The 16436-nt window shown below is 69.5% G+C and carries 18 protein-coding genes and 1 riboswitch; of the genes, 8 read left to right on the top strand and 10 right to left on the bottom strand.

Annotated features, from left to right (window positions below):
• Window positions 1-166 precede the first annotated feature (166 nt).
• From F1642_RS04475 to F1642_RS04465, 3 genes are read left to right on the top strand one after another with little or no spacing between them, the layout of a single operon-like run.
• Window positions 167-1201: a methionine ABC transporter ATP-binding protein gene (locus tag F1642_RS04475; RefSeq protein WP_370582776.1), complete on the top strand. Its 1035-nt coding sequence runs from the start codon at window positions 167-169 to the stop codon at window positions 1199-1201.
• Complete coding sequence (locus tag F1642_RS04470; RefSeq protein ID WP_045981317.1) at window positions 1191-1865, top strand: methionine ABC transporter permease; 675 nt, start codon at window positions 1191-1193, stop codon at window positions 1863-1865. The genes F1642_RS04475 and F1642_RS04470 overlap by 11 nt, the downstream gene beginning before the upstream one ends.
• Window positions 1866-1895: 30 nt before the next feature.
• Complete coding sequence (locus F1642_RS04465; protein WP_194885583.1) at window positions 1896-2684, top strand: MetQ/NlpA family ABC transporter substrate-binding protein; 789 nt, start codon at window positions 1896-1898, stop codon at window positions 2682-2684.
• Here F1642_RS04465 and F1642_RS04460 read toward each other — a convergent pair.
• Genes F1642_RS04460 through thiD form a run of 10 tightly spaced genes read right to left on the bottom strand, consistent with a single transcriptional unit; the run spans window position 2671 to window position 9976 of the window.
• Window positions 2671-3426: an ABC transporter permease gene (locus F1642_RS04460; RefSeq protein ID WP_194885582.1), complete on the bottom strand. Its 756-nt coding sequence runs from the start codon at window positions 3424-3426 to the stop codon at window positions 2671-2673. The genes F1642_RS04465 and F1642_RS04460 overlap by 14 nt on opposite strands.
• Window positions 3414-4109, bottom strand: a complete 696-nt coding sequence (locus F1642_RS04455) for an ATP-binding cassette domain-containing protein (protein ID WP_194885581.1) — start codon at window positions 4107-4109, stop codon at window positions 3414-3416. The genes F1642_RS04460 and F1642_RS04455 overlap by 13 nt, the downstream gene beginning before the upstream one ends.
• Window positions 4106-4783, bottom strand: coding sequence for a TenA family protein (locus F1642_RS04450; RefSeq protein WP_194885580.1), 678 nt, complete (start codon window positions 4781-4783; stop codon window positions 4106-4108). The genes F1642_RS04455 and F1642_RS04450 overlap by 4 nt, the downstream gene beginning before the upstream one ends.
• Window positions 4780-5712 carry an ABC transporter substrate-binding protein gene (locus F1642_RS04445; protein WP_194885579.1) on the bottom strand — a complete coding sequence of 311 codons (933 nt, stop codon included), beginning with the start codon at window positions 5710-5712 and terminating at the stop codon, window positions 4780-4782. The genes F1642_RS04450 and F1642_RS04445 overlap by 4 nt, the downstream gene beginning before the upstream one ends.
• Window positions 5709-6680, bottom strand: a complete 972-nt coding sequence (locus tag F1642_RS04440; RefSeq protein ID WP_194885578.1) for a HesA/MoeB/ThiF family protein — start codon at window positions 6678-6680, stop codon at window positions 5709-5711. The genes F1642_RS04445 and F1642_RS04440 overlap by 4 nt, the downstream gene beginning before the upstream one ends.
• Window positions 6677-7273, bottom strand: a complete 597-nt coding sequence (locus tag F1642_RS04435) for a thiamine phosphate synthase (protein WP_194885577.1) — start codon at window positions 7271-7273, stop codon at window positions 6677-6679. The genes F1642_RS04440 and F1642_RS04435 overlap by 4 nt, the downstream gene beginning before the upstream one ends.
• Window positions 7270-8031 carry a thiazole synthase gene (locus F1642_RS04430; RefSeq protein WP_194885576.1) on the bottom strand — a complete coding sequence of 254 codons (762 nt, stop codon included), beginning with the start codon at window positions 8029-8031 and terminating at the stop codon, window positions 7270-7272. Before F1642_RS04430 ends, F1642_RS04435 begins: the two co-directional genes overlap by 4 nt.
• A 3-nt stretch (window positions 8032-8034) precedes the next feature.
• Window positions 8035-8184 (bottom strand): sulfur carrier protein ThiS, encoded by a 150-nt coding sequence (thiS, locus tag F1642_RS04425; RefSeq protein ID WP_370582775.1) that lies wholly within the window; start codon window positions 8182-8184, stop codon window positions 8035-8037.
• Window positions 8185-8220: 36 nt separating this feature from the next.
• Complete coding sequence (locus F1642_RS04420) at window positions 8221-9180, bottom strand: FAD-dependent oxidoreductase (protein WP_194885575.1); 960 nt, start codon at window positions 9178-9180, stop codon at window positions 8221-8223.
• Window positions 9173-9976: a bifunctional hydroxymethylpyrimidine kinase/phosphomethylpyrimidine kinase gene (gene thiD / locus F1642_RS04415; RefSeq protein WP_194885574.1), complete on the bottom strand. Its 804-nt coding sequence runs from the start codon at window positions 9974-9976 to the stop codon at window positions 9173-9175. The genes F1642_RS04420 and thiD overlap by 8 nt, the downstream gene beginning before the upstream one ends.
• A 70-nt stretch (window positions 9977-10046) precedes the next feature.
• A riboswitch (TPP riboswitch) is annotated at window positions 10047-10149 on the bottom strand.
• Between the two features lie 94 nt (window positions 10150-10243).
• Between thiD and F1642_RS04410 the strand changes: the two genes are divergently transcribed.
• The 5 genes from F1642_RS04410 (at window position 10244) to F1642_RS04390 (ending at window position 16380) form a co-directional block, all read left to right on the top strand.
• Window positions 10244-10720 carry an acyl-CoA thioesterase gene (locus tag F1642_RS04410; RefSeq protein ID WP_127898689.1) on the top strand — a complete coding sequence of 159 codons (477 nt, stop codon included), beginning with the start codon at window positions 10244-10246 and terminating at the stop codon, window positions 10718-10720.
• Between the two features lie 147 nt (window positions 10721-10867).
• Window positions 10868-12775: a DEAD/DEAH box helicase gene (locus F1642_RS04405; RefSeq protein ID WP_194885573.1), complete on the top strand. Its 1908-nt coding sequence runs from the start codon at window positions 10868-10870 to the stop codon at window positions 12773-12775.
• Between the two features lie 222 nt (window positions 12776-12997).
• Window positions 12998-14101, top strand: coding sequence for an ABC transporter ATP-binding protein (locus F1642_RS04400; RefSeq protein WP_194885572.1), 1104 nt, complete (start codon window positions 12998-13000; stop codon window positions 14099-14101).
• A 25-nt stretch (window positions 14102-14126) separates the two neighbouring features.
• Complete coding sequence (locus tag F1642_RS04395; protein ID WP_194885571.1) at window positions 14127-15197, top strand: ABC transporter substrate-binding protein; 1071 nt, start codon at window positions 14127-14129, stop codon at window positions 15195-15197.
• 106 nt (window positions 15198-15303) lie between these two features.
• Entirely contained in the window at window positions 15304-16380 is a 1077-nt protein-coding gene (locus F1642_RS04390) for an ABC transporter substrate-binding protein (protein ID WP_370582774.1), read from the top strand.
• The last annotated feature ends 56 nt before the right edge of the window (window positions 16381-16436 follow it).

Genomic DNA, 16436 nt, shown 5'->3' with positions numbered 1-16436 from the left:
GCGGTCCGTGCGCATCGGCCGGGGCAACGCCTGCGTTCCGGCAGGCTGCGCGGCGCGCGAACGGCCGTTCCGGGCAGGATCACGGTGCGGCTGCGGCACGGCTTGCGCCCGGCGGCCGTTTCGGGCAGGACCGCGCCCTGACTTTTGGCAAGCATGCAGGATGCGGATGACCGGCGCGGCGATAACCTTCGAAGGGCTGGGCAAGTCCTTTCCCAAGGCGGGAGGGCAGGTGACGGCGCTGGCCGACATCACCCTGTCGGTCCCTGAGGGCAGCATCACCGGCATCATCGGCCGTTCCGGCGCGGGCAAGTCAACGCTGCTTCGCATGGTGAACGGGCTGGAGCGGCCGACGACGGGCCGCGTCACGGTCTCGGGCCGCGACGTGGGCACCGCCACGGGTTCCGCGCTGCGCGCGATCCGGCGCGATGTCGGCATGATCTTCCAGCACTTCAACCTGCTGGCCTCGCGCACGGTGCGGGGCAACATCGCCCTGCCGCTGGAGGTCGCGGGCACGCCGCGCGGCCAGATCCGCGCCCGCGTCGACCAGCTGATCGAGCAGGTGGGCCTTGGCGCGCTGGCCGACCGCTATCCGGCGGAACTGTCGGGCGGGCAGAAGCAGCGCGTGGGCATCGCGCGCGCGTTGGCCACCGGCCCCAAGGTCCTGCTGTCGGACGAGGCGACCAGCGCGCTGGACCCCGAGACCACGCAGACCGTTCTGGACCTGCTGGCCCAGATCAACCGCGACCTGGGCGTCAGTGTCCTGCTGATCACGCATGAGATGGCGGTGCTGCGCGACATCGCCAGCCACATGGCGGTGATCGAGGCGGGCCGCATCGTCGAGGCCGGTCCGACCTACGACATCTTTGCCCGCCCCCAGCACCCGACGACCCGGCGCTTTTTGTCCGGCGTCACCGGGGCCACGCTGCCGGCCTTCGTCGCGGCGCGGCTGCAGACCGATCCGCCGGGCGACCAGGTGATCCGCGTGACCTTTGCGGGTTTGCATGCGACCGACCCGATGCTGGCGCGGCTGGCGACCGATCTGGGTATCAGCGCCAACATCCTGGGCGGCACCATCGAGGAGATCGGCACGCGCCCCTTCGGCAACCTGCTGATCTCGGTCCCCCAGGACCAGGGCGACCAGGCCCGCGCCTTTCTTGAGCAACACGGTCTGACCACGGAGGTGCTGGGCCATGTCCGCTAACCTTATCCCGATCCTCTGGGACGCGACGCTGCAGACCCTCTACATGGTCGCCATCTCGGCCATTCTGGGGACGTTGGGCGGACTGCCTTTGGGCGTGTTCCTGGCATGCTCTCAGCGGGGGGAACTGCTGTCGGCGCCGTGGATCAACAAGGTGCTGGGGCTGGTGGTGAACGCCACGCGCTCGGTCCCGTTCATCATCCTGGTGGTGGCGATCATTCCCTTCACCCGCGCCGTGGTCGGCACGTCGATCGGCACGGACGCGGCCATCGTGCCGCTGACCCTGGCCGCCATCCCCTTCATCGCGCGGCTGGTGGAAAACGCCATCCGCGAGGTCGATGCCGGACTGATCGAGGCCGCGCGCGCCATGGGTGCGACGCCGTTCCAGATCATCCGTAAGGTGCTGATCCCCGAGGCGCTGCCCGGCATCACCCTGGGCCTGACCCTGGCCGTGGTCAGCCTGATCGGCTATTCCGCGATGGTCGGCGCGGTCGGCGGGCAGGGCCTGGGCGATCTGGGCATCCGCTATGGATACCAGCGCTTCATGCCCGAGGTCATGGCTGCCGTCGTCGTCATCCTGATCGTGCTGGTACAGCTGGTCCAATCGCTTGGCGAATGGATCGCGGCCCGCGTCGACCGCCGCGCGCCCCGCAATCGCGGCGCCTGAATTTCCCGCAGACAAGAAAGGACGAATCCCATGCTGCGTCTGACAACCTTCGTATCCGCCATCGCCCTGTCCTCCGCCGCCATGGCCTCCGTCGCCATGGCCGAAGACATCAAGGTCGGCGTGTCCCCCGGCGAACATGGCGAGATCATGGAGAAGGTGGCCGAGGTCGCCGAACCCCTGGGGCTGACCATCGAGGTCATCGAGTTCTCCGACTACGTCGTGCCGAACCAAGCGCTGGCGGATGGCGATCTGGATGCCAACAGCTTTCAGCACCGTCCCTATCTGGAGAACCAGATGAAGGACCGCGGCTTTGAGCTGGTCGAGGTCGGCACCACCATCACCACGCCGATGGGGATCTATTCCGACAGGGTCGAGGACATCGCCGACCTGCCCGAGGGCGCGCAGGTCGCGATCCCGAACGATCCGACCAATGGTGGCCGTGCACTGCTGATCCTGCAGGATCTGGGCCTGATCACCCTGGCCGAGGGCACGGGCCTGGTGCCCAGCCCGCTGGATGTCAGCGACAACCCCAAGGGTCTGCAGTTCCTGGAGCTGGACGCGGCGCAGCTGCCCCGCGCGCTGGCCGATGCCGACATTGCGGTGATCAATACCAACTATGCGCTGGCCTCGGGCCTGTCCCCGCGCGAGGATGCGATCGCCATGGAAAAGGCCGACAGCCCCTATGTGAACATCCTGGTCGTCCAGCAGGGCCGCGAGGCCGAGCCCTGGGTCAAGACCCTGGTCGAGGCGTACCAGTCGCCCGAGGTCAAGGCCTTCATCGACGAGAAATACGACGGGGCCGTCATCACCTCGTGGTAAGGCTTCGGGGCCGTCCTTCGGGGCGGCCCTTTTCCGTCAGACGCTGGACCGCGCCCGCCGCGGCGAACAGCGCCAGTCCCATCGCCGTCAGCACGGCCAGCGCCGCGAACATCAGGTCGGTCTGACCCCGCCCGTTCGCCATCAGCATCACATGGCCCAGGCCCCGGCTGGAGCCGACCCATTCGCCCACGATCACCGCCAGCGGCGCCTGCACCGCCGCCAGCCGCAGCCCCGACCCAAGCGCGGGCAGGGCGGCAGGCAGCTGGATCAGCGTCAACCGCCGCAGGGGCCTTGCGCCCATCGACCGCGCCAGGTCGTCCAGCGCCGCGGGCGGGCGCATCAGCGCGTCGAACAGCACCGACGCCACCGGGAAATAGACCACCAGCGCCACCATGACGACCTTGCTGGGCGCGCCGTAGCCCAGCCACAGCGTCAGGATCGGGGCCAGCGCAAAGACCGGCACCGCCTGCGCCGCGATCAGCATCGGCCGCAGCAGCCACCGCGCCGCGGGCGACAGCGCCAGATTGACCGCCGTCCCGACCCCAAGCGCCACCCCCAGGGCCAGCCCCGCCGCCAGATTGGCCAGCGTAAAGCGCGCATTTACCGCCAGCATCGCGGCGTGATCCATCAGCGCGTGGGCCACCCGCGCAGGTCCGGGCAGGATGAAGGGCGGCACGCCGCTGGCCCAGACCACGCCCTGCCAGACCGACAGCGCGACCAGGACCGCGATCAGGCCGCGCATGGCATCAGGCTGCGGAACAGCGCGGCCTGGGCCGCCAGAACCTGCGGATCGTCCAGCGCGCGCGGCGTGGGCGTCGCGGGCAGGGCCAGCGGGCGGGTTCCCCGGGCATCCAGCAGGACGGCGGCGTGACAGAGACGCGCCGCCTCCAGCGGGTCATGGGTGATCAGGATCACCGTGCGCCCGGCCAGGTGCCGCGCCGCCAGGTCCTGCATCTGCGCCCGCGTGGCGGCGTCCAGCGCCGAGAAGGGCTCGTCCAGGACGACCACCGGGCGATCCTCGATCAGGGTGCGGGCCAGGGCCACGCGCTGACGCTGGCCGCCCGACAATTGCGCGGGGCGGCGCGCCTCCAGACCCGCCAGGCCCAGATCGGCCAGCAGGGCGCGGGCGCGGGCGCGGTCGGGCGCCTGCCCGCGCAGCCGCGCGCCGATGGTGACATTGGCCAGCGCATCGGCCCAAGGCAGCAGCTGATCCTGCTGCCCCATCAGCGTGACCGGACCCGCGACATCGACGGTCCCGGCCAGACGCGCGGCCACGGGCAGGCCCGCCACGATCCGGCCCAAGGTCGACTTGCCCACCCCGGACGGCCCCATCAGCGCCGTCCAGCGCCCCGGGGGACAGTCCAGCACCAGATCCGGCAGCAGCACCCGCCCGTCCAGGATCAGATCGCCCGTGATGCCGATCATGTCCGGTCCAGCCCCATCTGCCAGAACCCGACCTCCAGCTGCGTGGCCTGTGTGAAATGGCGCGCCAGCGTCCGCGCGCGGGGCAGGGCGGGCCAGTCGGGGCCCAATCGCGCCTCCAGCGCCGCGTCGATCAGCGCGCCGACATCATGGCAGACGCGCTGATAGTCGGCGCCGCCATAGGTCGCGGTCCATTCGCCATAAGGGCCGCCGCTGTCCGCATGCGCCAGCCCGATCTGGCCATAGCCGAAGACGCAGGGCGCCAGCGCCGCCAGCAGGTCCAGCATGTCGCCCGCATAGCCCGTGGCCTGGACAAAGCGCGTATAGGCCATGTTCGCGGGTGATTCCGGGGTGTCCTGCAGCATCGCCTCGGTGATGCCCTCGCGGCCGCAGATCGCGACATGCAGCGGCATCTCTCCGTGCAGCAACCCGTGGGCGATGGAGGAGGCCAGCGCCATCTCGGACATGCGGTCCGACTTGGCAAAGACCAGCGCCCAGGACCGCGCGAAATGCAGAAGGAAGACGTAATCCTGCCGCAGATAGTGCAGGAAGCTGTCGCGGGGCAGGCTGCCCGCCGCCAGCTGCCGGACGAAGGCATGGTCCACATAGGCATCCCAATGATGCCCCGCCGCGTCCCGCCACAGCGCGAAGGCGCGGCCGTAATCGGGCGCGCTCATGGTGCGGTCACGTCGATGGCCAGATCGGACAGCGACTGTCCGCCCGGCGTGGCGCCCCGATCGGCCAGGAACGCCTCGAACCGCAGATAGCGGCCCGCGTCCAGCGCCGCGGGGCGCCCGGCAAAGCGGGGCCAGGTGTCGGCCCACGCGGCCTCGTTCAGGGGGGTGCGCAGTTCGGCGGCGGTCTCCGCGAAGATCCGCCATGCCGCGTCGGGGTCGTTCTTGATGAAGGCTGTCGCACGTTCCGTGGCCTCCAGAAAGGCCGCGACGGCGGCGCGGTCCATGCGGGCGGGATCGGCCAGATAGATCAGCTCGTCATAGGCCGGGATGCCGTGATCCTCGGGGTTCAGGCAACGGCCCTCGAACCCCTCCAGCCGCAGCTGGTTCAGCTCGAAGTTGCGGAAGGCGCCGATGACGCCGTCCACCTGTCCCGACATCAGCGCAGGCGCGATTGACCAGCCGATGTTGATGCGCTCGACATCGTCGGGGTCCAGCCCGCCATCGGCCAGCATGGCGTCCAGCATCACCTCCTGGACGCCTGCCACGGCAAAGCCGACCTTGCGGCCGGACAGGTCGGCGGGCGTCGCGATGCCGCTGTCGGCCAGCACAACCAGACAGGTCAGCGGCGTTTCCACCAGCGTGCCGACGCGGGTCACCGGTAAGCCTTGATGACGCGACAGGTGCAGCTGCGGCTGATAGCTGACGGCCAGATCGACGCGCCCCGCGGCGACCATGCGCGGCGGATCGTTGGGGTCGGACGGGGCCACGGTCTGAACCGCCAGGCCGGCATCCGCGAAATAGCCCAGTTCCTGAGCCAGCACGATGGGCGCGTGGTCGGGGTTCACGAACCAGTCCAGCATCACCGTCAAGCGGGTTTCCGCATGGGCGGGCAGGGCCAGCACGGCCAGCGCCAGGGTCAGCGTCTTCATGGGCGTCCTTTCAGGTCGTCATCGGTCAGGGCCAGCAGGGCGATGCGCCCCGGCCAGCGTGATTGCAGGATCCGGCCGGCATTGTGCGCGCGCAGGCCGGTGCGACAGGCCAGCACCACCCGCGGGGCGGGGCCGGGGTCCAGATGCGCGATGCGGCCGGGGGGCAGGTGGCGGGCGCCGGCGATGGGCGCGGCCTCGGTCCGCAGGTCGATCAGCAGATCGCCGGGGGCGATCTGGGCGTGGGCGATGAAGGGCAGGGCATCGGCGGGTTCGGGCGCGGTGTCGAAGCGGAAGCCGCCCATCCGCCAGCCGCCTGCGTCCCAGCTGATCAGCCGCCCCAAGGGCCAAGGGTCCAGGCCCAGCAGCACCGCCAGCGCCATCTGCGCCTGCAGCGCGCCGATCATGCCGACGACGGGGCCCAGCACGCCCGCGCTGGCACAGCTGGCGGCCTGCGCGGGCAGATCGGGAAAGATCGCGCGCAGGCTGGGCGCCCCGCCGCAGCAGCCCGCGGCATAGCCCGACAGGCCCAGCGCGGAGGCGGTGATCATCGGCCTGCCCGCCGCCATGCAGGCATCCGACAGCGTCAGGCTGACCGCAAAGCTGTCGGCGCAATCCAGCGTCACGTCGGCTGCCTGCACCAGATCGCCCGCATTGGCCGGGGTCAGCCATTCCACGCGCGGCACCACCTGACAGTCGGGGTTCAGCACCGCCAATGCGGCCGCCGCGGCCTGGGCCTTGGAGCGGCCGACCTGGTCCATGCGGTACAGGGGCTGGCGGTGCAGGTTCGTCTCCTCCACGCGGTCGGGATCGACCAGCGTGATCCGACCCACTCCCGCGGCGGCCAGGTATTGCAGCGCGGGGCAGCCTAGCCCGCCCGCGCCCACGACCAGCACGTGGGCCTGCGCCAGCCGATCCTGTCCCGGGGCGCCGATGCCCGGAAGCACCATCTGGCGGGCATAGCGGTTCATGCCGTCACCGCCAGCCAGTCGACGATCCGCGCCTCGGGGTCGGGGTTCAGCGTGATGTCGGTCACGGCCGATACGATGTCCGCCCCCGCCGCCAGCGCCTGCGCACCGCGATCGGGGGTCAGCCCGCCGATCGCGACCAACGGAATGTCGCCCACCAGCGCCTTCCATTCGGTGACGCGGTCCAAGCCCTGTTCATGCCAGCGCAGCTTTTTCAGGATCGTCGGCCAGACGGGCCCAAGGGCCACGTAATCGGGCGCCAGCGCCAGCGCACGGTCCAGTTCCGCCCGGTCATGGGTCGAGACGCCAAGCCGCAGCCCGGCGCGGCGGATCGCGGGCAGGTCGGCGTCGTCCAGGTCCTCCTGCCCCAGGTGCAGCCAGCCGGCGCCCAAATCGATCGCAGCCTGCCAGTGGTCGTTGACGACCAGCGTCGCGCCATGTGCGCGCGCCAGGCGCAGCCCGCGGTCGATCTGGTCGAGGATATCGGCGGGGTCGCGGTCCTTCAGCCGCAGCTGGACCAGCCGGACGCCCAGGGGCAGAACGCGGTCCAGCCACGCGGCATCATCGAAGATCGGATAGAAGCGCGGCAGCGTCACAGCCAGGCCCTCCCGATCAGGGGGGTAGAGGGCGCACCCATGTCGCGCACCCCCATGGGATCGGCGTCGCGCGCCAAGGCACCCGCCTGCACGGCCAGCGCAAAGGCGCGGGCCATCGCGACCGGGTCGCCCGCCTGCGCCACCGCGCTGTTCAGAAGGACCGCGTCGAACCCCATCTCCATCGCCTCCGCCGCATGGCTGGGCAGGCCAAGGCCCGCGTCGATCACCATCGGCACGTCGGGAAAGGCCGCACGCAGCATGCGCAGCCCGTGGCGATTGTTCAGCCCAAGGCCAGACCCGATGGGCGCGCCCCAGGGCATCAGCACCCGGCACCCCGCATCCAGCAGGCGGGCGGCCAGAACCTGATCCTCGGTCGTATAGGGGAACACCTGGAACCCCTCGGCGCAGAGCGTCGTCGCGGCCTCGAGCAGGCCAAAGGGGTCGGGCTGCAGGGTGTCGGCATGGCCGATCACCTCCAGCTTGATCCAGTCGGTTTGAAAGACTTCGCGCGCCATTCGGGCGGTGGTCACGGCCTCTCGCGCGCTGTGACAGCCGGCGGTGTTGGGCAGGACGCGCACGCCCATGTCTCGGACCAGCGACCAGAAGGCCTGGCCCTGGCCGGCCTCGCGGCGCAGCGACACGGTGGCCACGCCCGCACCGCTGGCGCGGAACGCCCCCTGCAGGACTGACGGGGACGGGTATTGGGCGGTGCCCAGCATCAGCGCGTTGGGCATGGTGACGCCATAGAAATCGCGCATCGCCTATCCTCCCTGCATGGGTGCCAGGACCTCCAGCCGGTCACCGTCGCGCAGCGCCTGCGTCGGGCGGGACGCGGCGGGCAGGAAATCACCGTTCAGCGCCGTGGCCACGCGGGCCTCGCCCCAGCCCAGTTCGGACAGCGCGTCGGCCACGGTGGTGGCGGCGATGTCGCGGGGGTTCCGTTGACCTCAATCCTCATGGACCAGTTCTCCCTTGGTTTCGGTGATCATGTAATCGGCCGCCTGGCGCGCCAGCGCGGGGGCCATCAGGTATCCGTGACGGAACAGCCCGTTCAGGTGCAGCACCCGCCCTCGGACGGTCACGCGCGGGATGTTGTCCGGAAATGCCGGGCGCAGATCGGCGCCCATCTCGACGATGGCGCTCTCTGCAAAGCGGGGATCCAGCGCATAGGCCGCCGACAGCAGTTCCAGCACCGACCGGGCGGTGGGGCGCGCACGGGATGCGCTTTCGATCTGGGTCGCGCCCAGCATGAACAGGCCGCCCGCACGCGGCACGATGTACAGCGGATGACGCGGATGCAGCAGGCGGACCGGCCGCGTCAGGGCGATGTCGGGCGCGTGCAGGACGACCATCTCGCCGCGCACGCCGCGGAGGTCGGGCAGGGCAGCGGACAGTCCGCGGGCATCGATCACCGGGCCTGCGACGTCGCCGGGTTCGGCGGTCGCGCATTCGATGCCGATGCCGCGCGCGGCCAGCCACGCGGCCAGATCCGCCAAGGCATGTCGGGGGTCCAGATGCGCCTCGGTTGGAAAGATCAGGCCGGGCCGGGGCTGCAGGTCTGGTTCCAGATCGGCGCTGTCGCAGGGGTGATGCGCCGTGGCACGGCGGGCAAAGCGGGCCAGCTCCGCCCGGTCGCGGTCCAGCGCCAGGACCAGCGTGCCGCGCCGCGTAACGGGCGTGATTGCGGACCAGGCATCGGCGGCTTCTGCGCCAAGGCGGGTGATCACGGGGTCGGCGGTCACGCCCTCGCACTGCGGGGCCAGCATGCCGCCGGCCCACCATGAGCAGCCGTGTGGGCCGGGCGCGCCTTTGCGGTCCAGGATGCGCGGGGTCAGCCCGCGCTGCACCAGCACATGGGCCGCGAACAGCCCGGCCACGCCCGCGCCGATGATGGTGACATCAGCCATGCGACCAGACCGCATGGAAATGATGCACCGGCCCGTGCCCCGACCCCACGCACAGATCGTCCGCCGCCGCGATCGCGCGTTGCAGATAGCGGTGTGCGACCCCCACCGCCTGCTCCAGCGGCAGGCCGTGTGCCAGGCCTGCGGCGATGGCCGCCGACAGCGTGCAGCCGGTGCCATGCGTGTTGCGGGTGGACAGGCGTCGGGCGCTGAAGGGCGTCGCCCCCTGCGCGGTCACCAGAAGGTCGGTGCAGATCGCGCCCTCGCCATGCCCACCCTTCATCAGCACGGCCCCCGCGCCCATGGCGCGCAGCGCAGCACCCTGTTCGGCCATCTGGGCCGGGGTGGTGGCCGGGGCACAACCCAGCAGGCAGGCGGCCTCGGGCAGGTTCGGGGTCAGCAGCGTCGCGCAGCCTAACAGGGCACGCAGCGCGTCGATGGCATCGGGCGGCAGCAGGCGGTCGCCCGATTTCGCCACCATCACCGGGTCCAGCACGATGGGCAGGTCGCAGCCGTCCAGACCACCCGCCACCGTGGCGATGGCCTGGGCCCCGCCCAGCATGCCCAGCTTGACCGCCCGGACGTCCAGATCGTCCAGAACGGCACGCATCTGCCCCGCGATCATCGCGGGGCTGGCCGGTTCGACCAAGGCCACGGTGCGGGTGTTCTGCGCCGTCAGCGCGGTCACGACGCTGGCGCCATAGCAGCCAAGGGCCGAAAAGGTCTTCAGATCCGCCTGAATGCCGGCGCCGCCGCCCGAATCGGACCCGGCGATGGTCAGGGCAATGGGTGCTGTCACGTCGTCCCCCGTAATGTGGCGGGTCGTGACCGGGCAAAGGGGTGGGGACACAGGGCGGGCCGACGGCCGCGCCGATATCTGCACCGTTCCCTCCGCCGGTATGACCCGGATCAGGTTCGATGGGTTGGCTGTCGCCTCTCAGCCCCTGTGACGGGACACCCCAACGGTTTGCCCCCCAAGGCTAGGCGCGGCGGGCGCGGGGCGCAAGGGGGGCTTTTCGCGCCCGCGCGATTGTCGCAGGATGGCGGGGCAGCGGACGGGGGACAGATGGACAGGCGCGGGCTGGAGATGACGGTGCTGATGTCGCCGGACATGGCGAATTTCAGCGGCAAGGTGCATGGCGGCGCGCTTTTGGCCTGCCTGGACCGGGTGGCCTATGCCTGCGCGTCGCGCTGGTCGGGAGAATATGCGGTGACCCTGTCCGTCGACCAGGTGACCTTCAAGGAGGCCATCCACGTGGGAGAGCTGGTGACCTTTCGCGCGCGGGTGAACCATACCGGCCGCACCTCGATGGAGGTCGGCATCCGGGTCGAGGCCGAGAACATCCGCCGCGGCACCCGCAGGCATACCAATTCCTGCTATTTCACCATGGTCGCGGTCGACGAACGCGGCCATCCTGTGCCGGTCCCCAAGCCCGAGCTTGAGGACGACATCGACCGCCAGCGCTGGCGGTCGGCCGAGGTCAGGCGCGCCATGCGGCGCGAGATCGCGGCCCGCCAGGAGGCCGCGTCGAACACCCCCTGATTGGGCGTGGACTTTGCGATCCAAACCGCGTAGGGAACCGCCTTTGGCCCTGCTAGTCCGGGGCGGCGGGTGCAGGGTGGGCCGGTCGCAGCGACGATAGGTGCCGCTCATCGGGTCGCTCACGGCCCCCGCATTTTGGCGAATCACATGACTGAACTGAATTTCCCCGCGCCGCTTCAGGCGGCGTTGGCCGACAAGGGCTATGAGACGTTGACTGCCGTGCAGTCGGCGGTGCTGGCGCCCGAGGCCGCGGGCCGCGACGTGCTGGTCTCGGCCCAGACCGGGTCGGGCAAGACCGTGGCCTTTGGCTTGGCGATGGGCGCGGACCTTCTGGACGGCGACCGCATCATCGCGGGCGAGCTGCCGCTGGCCCTGGCCATCGCGCCCACGCGCGAACTGGCGCTGCAGGTCGCGCGCGAGCTGGAATGGCTTTATGCCGGCACCGGCGCGCAGATCGCCACCTGCGTCGGTGGCATGGACTATCGCAACGAAAAGCGCGCCCTGCAGCGCGGCGCGCAGATCGTGGTCGGCACGCCCGGCCGCCTGCGCGACCATATCGACCGCGGCAGCCTGGACCTGTCGGACCTGCGCGCGGCCGTCCTGGACGAGGCCGACGAGATGCTGGACCTGGGCTTCCGCGAGGACCTGGAGTTCATCCTGGGCGCCGCCCCGGTCGAGCGCCGCACGCTGATGTTCTCGGCCACGGTGCCGTCGGCAATCGAGAAGCTGGCCCGCGATTTCCAGCGCGACGCCCTGCGCATCGCCGCCATGGGCGAGGCGCGCCAGCACGGCGACATCGCCTATCGCGCCTATACCGTGACCGCGCGCGACCGCGAGCCCGCGATCTTCAACCTGCTGCGCATCCACGAGGCGCAGACCGCCATCGTCTTCTGCAAGACGCGGGCCAACGTGAACCACCTGCTGGCGCGGATGTCGAACCGGGGCTTCAAATGCGTGGCCCTGTCGGGCGAGCTGTCCCAGCAGGAGCGGACCCATGCGTTGCAGGCGCTGCGTGACGGGCGCGCCCGCGTCTGCATCGCCACCGACGTGGCCGCGCGCGGCATCGACCTGCCGGGGCTGGAGCTGGTGATCCACGCGGACCTGCCAACCAACCCCGACACGATGCTGCACCGGTCGGGCCGCACCGGGCGTGCGGGCTCCAAGGGCGTGTCCGCGCTGATCGTGCCGTCGGCCGATTATCGTCGGGCACAGCGCCTGCTGCAGAACGCCAAGGTCTCGGCCGAATGGCTGGACGCGCCGACCGCGGACGAGGTGCGGGCGCGCGATGATCAGCGCATGCTGGACCATCCCGGCCTGCACGAACCCGTGGGCGACGACGCCGCCTTGGCCGCGCAGCTGCTGGAGCAGTTCAGCGCCGAACAGGTCGCCGCCGCCTTCCTGCGCCTGTGGCGCGAAGGCCGCCCTGCCGCCGAGGAATTGTCCGAGGCGCATGCGCCCCCTGCACCGATGGCTCCCCGTGCGCAGCGCGAGTTCGGCCCGTCTGTCTGGTTCACGCTGTCGGTCGGTCATTCCGGTCGGGCCGAGGCGCGCTGGCTGCTGCCCAAGGTCTGCGATGCGGGCGGGATCACCCGCGACAGCATCGGCGCAATCCGCGTCAAGCAGGACCTGTCCTATATCCAGATCGCGTCGGAAGTCGCCGCCAAGTTCGGCGATTTCATCGAGATCACCCCGGAGGTCACCATGCGCCGCATGGACGGCGCCCCCGACCTCGACGCGCCGATCGAGCGGGCGCCCCGCGCCCCGCGCACCGACAACCGTTCCGAGGGTCGCAAGCCCGCGCCCCGTGCCAAGCACGCCGCGTCGGACGAGGGTCACCACGCCCGCGTCAAGTCCGCCCGCGGCGGCTGGCTGCCCGATGATGCCCCCGCCGAACCGCGCGAGACCGGACCGCATGCGGCCGTGAAATCGTGGAAGAAGAAGTCGTCGGCCGACGCTGGCAAGGGCCCCAAGCCGGCCTGGGCCAAGTCCAGGCCCGCCGGCGACAAGGCGGGTGCCCCCAAGGCGCATCGCAAGGGACCCAAGCGGCCCGCCTGACCGGCAACTGCCCGCGGGGCCAAGCAACTGCCTGACAAACAGGCAGTGGGCCCTGCACGCTCTGCAATCCACATGGCCCTCGCGCCCGAAGCTCCCTTGCGGGGTTTCGGGCGCGACGCGTTCGGGGCATGGAATGTCGCAATTGATATTGCCAGTCGGGCAGGGCGACGCTTAACCTGATCCTTGCGCTGAATAACCAACGACATAACAGGGAGAGCGCTTTTGCTGGACGACCGCCACGGCGACGCATTCGTCGCCTTCGAGCATGTGCAAAAAAGCTATGATGGACAGACACTTGTCGTCAAAGACTTGAATCTGTCGATCGGACGGGGTGAATTTCTGACGATGCTGGGGCCGTCCGGTTCCGGCAAGACCACCTGCCTGATGATGCTGGCGGGCTTCGAGACCGCGACGAACGGAGAGATCCGTCTTGGCGGGCGTCCGATCAACCAGGTGCCGCCGCACAAGCGCGGGATCGGCATGGTGTTCCAGAACTATGCCCTGTTCCCGCACATGACCGTCGGAGAGAACCTGTCCTTTCCGCTGGAGGTCCGCGGGATGGGCAAGGACGAACGCCAGACGCGCATCGCCCGCGCGCTGGACATGGTGCAGATGGGCAAGTTCGCGAACCGGCGTCCGGCGCAGCTGTCCGGCGGGCAGCAACAGCGGATCGCCCTGGCCCGCGCCCTGGTGTTCGACCCCGAACTGGTGCTGATGGACGAGCCGCTTGGCGCCTTGGACAAGCAGCTTCGCGAGCATATGCAGTTCGAGATCAAGCACCTGCACGAGAAACTTGGAATCACCGTCGTCTATGTGACCCATGACCAGGGCGAGGCCCTGACCATGTCGGACCGCATCGCGGTCTTCAACGACGGGCGCATCCAGCAGCTGGCCCCGCCGTCCGATCTCTACGAGCGTCCCGAGAACAGCTTCGTCGCAAGCTTCATCGGAGAGAACAACGCCCTGGCCGGCACGATCGAGCAGCTGGACGGAGACAAGGCGCTGGTGCGGCTGGACGGGGGCGGGGTGATCGACGCCACCGCCGTGAACATCCGCGAGAGGGGTCAGCGCACGACCGTGTCGATCCGCCCCGAACGGGTCGAGTTCAAGCCCGAGATGATGTCCCAGGGCGCCCACACGATCGAGGCGCGGGTGATGGAGGTCATCTATATGGGCGACATCCTGCGCGCCCGGCTGAAGGTCGCCGGCAGCGACAATTTCGTCATGAAGATGCGCAACACGATCGGCCAGACCCGTCTGGACCCCGGCCAGGTCATCCGCATCGGCTGGCATCCCCAGGATGCCCGCGCGCTGGACCCGATCTGATCCCTTTTCCCAACCGGAGACTTCGATGAAGCGTTTTCTTGCACTCAGCACCGCGATGGGCCTCGTCGCCGGGCCGGCCCTGGCCGATGTGAACCTGCTGTCCTGGGGCGGCGCCTATGGTAACAGCCACCTGGAGGCCTATGCCAAGCCGTTCACGGCGGAAACGGGCATCAATGTCGTCATGTCGGACGCCGACAACCCCGCGACCCCGATCAAGGCGCAGGTCGAGGCAGGCAATGTCAGCGTCGATGTCGCGTCGGTCGAATATGCCGATGCGGTGCGCCTGTGCGACGAAGGCGCGCTGGAGATGATCGACCCCGCCATCCTGCTGCCGGCCGAGGACGGAACGGCGGCGGCCGACGATTTCATCGATGGCGCGGTGACCGAATGCTTTGTGGCGACCGACGTCTATTCGATGGTCCTGGCGTTCAACGAGACCGCCTTCCCGGAGGCCAAGCCCGCGACCCCTGCCGATTTCTTCGATCTGGAAGCGTTTCCGGGCAAGCGGACCATGCGCAAGGGCGCCAAGTTCAACCTTGAGCTGGCGCTGATGGCCGATGGCGTGCCCGCCGCCGAGGTCTATGACGTGCTGTCCACCCCGGAGGGCGTGGACCGCGCCTTTGCCAAGCTGGACACGATCAAGTCCGAGGTGATCTGGTGGGAGGCAGGCGCCCAGCCCCCGCAGCTGCTTGCCGATGGCGAGGTCAGCATGGCCTATGCCTTCAACGGCCGGATCTTCAACGCGGCGCAGGCCGACGGCCAGCCCTTCGAGATCATCTGGGACGCCCAGATCTATGAGATGGAGGGCTGGGTCGTGCCGAAGGGCGCGCCGAACGTGGAGCAGGCGATGGAATTCGTGGCCTGGACCACAGCGCCCGCGCCCCAGGCCCGCGCCGCCGAATTTATCAGCTATGGTCCGCCGCGCCGGTCCGCCGCCGCGATGGTCGGCAACATCGAGGGCACCGAGGAGCCGATGGGTCCCAACCTGCCCACCTTCGATGCGAACATGGCCGGGGCGCTGGCATCGGACCTGGATTTCTGGGTCGACCGCGACGCCGAACTGATCGAGCGTTTCAACAGCTGGCTGGCCAGCTGATCCAGTTCGGATCGGGAGGGATTCGTCCCGCCCGGTCTGCGCCCCGCCAACGGGGCCAATGACAACGGGCGAAAATGCCCGAGACCAACCAACCGGGAGAACCAACGTGAAATCCACCCTGATCCTTTCGACCGCCCTGTGCGGCGTGGCCTTCGGCGCGATGGCGCAAGAGGTCAACGTCGTGTCCTGGGGCGGCGCCTACGAGGTCAGCCAGGTCGAGGCCTATAACAAGCCCTTCACCGCTGAGACCGGCATCACCGTCAACATGATCGCCGCCGACAACCCCGCGACGCCGCTGCGCGCGCAGGTCGAGGCCGGCAACGTCACGGGCGATGTCTTCGACGTCGAGGTCAGCGACGCGATCCGCCTGTGCGACGAGGGTGCGCTGGTCGAGATCGACCCCGCCGACCTGCCCAGTGCGCCCGACGGCACGGCTGCGGCAGATGATTTCGTACCCGGCGCGCTGCAGGATTGCGCGGTCGCCAACATCGTCTGGGGCACGGTCATCTCGTTCAACACGACCAAGTTCGAGGGGGAGACCCCCAGCACGGCGGCCGATTTCTTCGACACCGAGACCTTCCCGGGCAAGCGCGGCCTGCCCAAGAACCCCAAGCGCACCCTGTATCTGGCGCTGATCGCCGACGGCGTGCCCGCGGCCGAGGTCTATGACGTGCTGTCCACCCCCGAGGGCGTGGACCGCGCCTTTGCCAAGCTGGACACGATCAAGGCCGACACCGTCTGGTGGGAGGCCGGCGCCCAGCCCGTGCAGCTTCTGGCCGACGGAGAGGTCAGCATGACCACCGTCTATAACGGTCGCGCCTTTGACGCGATGGTGGCCGAAAAGCAGCCCTTCGAGATCATCTGGGACGGCCAGTACCTGGACATGGACATGTTCGTGATCCCGATCGATGCGCCCAACCCGGACGCGGCGATGGAATACCTGAAATTCGCGACCGACACGCAGCGTCTGGCCGATCAGGCAAAATACATCGCCTATGGCCCGGCGCGGAAATCGTCGAACGAACTGGTCGGGCTGTACCAGGACGGCGTGACCGAGATGGCGCCGCACATGCCGACCAGTCCCGAGGCGCTGGCCAATGCGGTGACGGACGATCCGGAATTCTGGGCGGACCATTCCGCGGAACTGACCGAACGCTTCAACAGCTGGCTGGCCGCGTCGTGAAACTGACACCCTGCCGCCCCCGCATCCGGGGGCGGCGGACCTGACTGCCCGGGGGA

This window comes from Paracoccus sp. NBH48 (genome assembly GCF_015390265.1).
Taxonomy (GTDB): Bacteria; Pseudomonadota; Alphaproteobacteria; order Rhodobacterales; family Rhodobacteraceae; genus Paracoccus; species Paracoccus marcusii.
This window is presented reverse-complemented; position numbering and strand designations above follow the sequence as displayed.

Coding starts and splice junctions, on each gene's coding strand:
- F1642_RS04475 (WP_370582776.1), top strand. CDS start 167: ATGACCGGCGCGGCGATAACCTTCGAAGGGCTGGGCAAGTCCTTTCCC.
- F1642_RS04470 (WP_045981317.1), top strand. CDS start 1,191: ATGTCCGCTAACCTTATCCCGATCCTCTGGGACGCGACGCTGCAGACC.
- F1642_RS04395 (WP_194885571.1), top strand. CDS start 14,127: ATGAAGCGTTTTCTTGCACTCAGCACCGCGATGGGCCTCGTCGCCGGG.
- F1642_RS04410 (WP_127898689.1), top strand. CDS start 10,244: ATGGACAGGCGCGGGCTGGAGATGACGGTGCTGATGTCGCCGGACATG.
- F1642_RS04440 (WP_194885578.1), bottom strand. CDS start 6,680: ATGAACCGCTATGCCCGCCAGATGGTGCTTCCGGGCATCGGCGCCCCG.
- F1642_RS04405 (WP_194885573.1), top strand. CDS start 10,868: ATGACTGAACTGAATTTCCCCGCGCCGCTTCAGGCGGCGTTGGCCGAC.
- F1642_RS04465 (WP_194885583.1), top strand. CDS start 1,896: ATGCTGCGTCTGACAACCTTCGTATCCGCCATCGCCCTGTCCTCCGCC.
- F1642_RS04455 (WP_194885581.1), bottom strand. CDS start 4,109: ATGATCGGCATCACGGGCGATCTGATCCTGGACGGGCGGGTGCTGCTG.
- F1642_RS04445 (WP_194885579.1), bottom strand. CDS start 5,712: ATGAAGACGCTGACCCTGGCGCTGGCCGTGCTGGCCCTGCCCGCCCAT.
- F1642_RS04450 (WP_194885580.1), bottom strand. CDS start 4,783: ATGAGCGCGCCCGATTACGGCCGCGCCTTCGCGCTGTGGCGGGACGCG.
- F1642_RS04460 (WP_194885582.1), bottom strand. CDS start 3,426: ATGCGCGGCCTGATCGCGGTCCTGGTCGCGCTGTCGGTCTGGCAGGGC.
- F1642_RS04430 (WP_194885576.1), bottom strand. CDS start 8,031: ATGCGCGATTTCTATGGCGTCACCATGCCCAACGCGCTGATGCTGGGC.
- F1642_RS04420 (WP_194885575.1), bottom strand. CDS start 9,180: ATGGCTGATGTCACCATCATCGGCGCGGGCGTGGCCGGGCTGTTCGCG.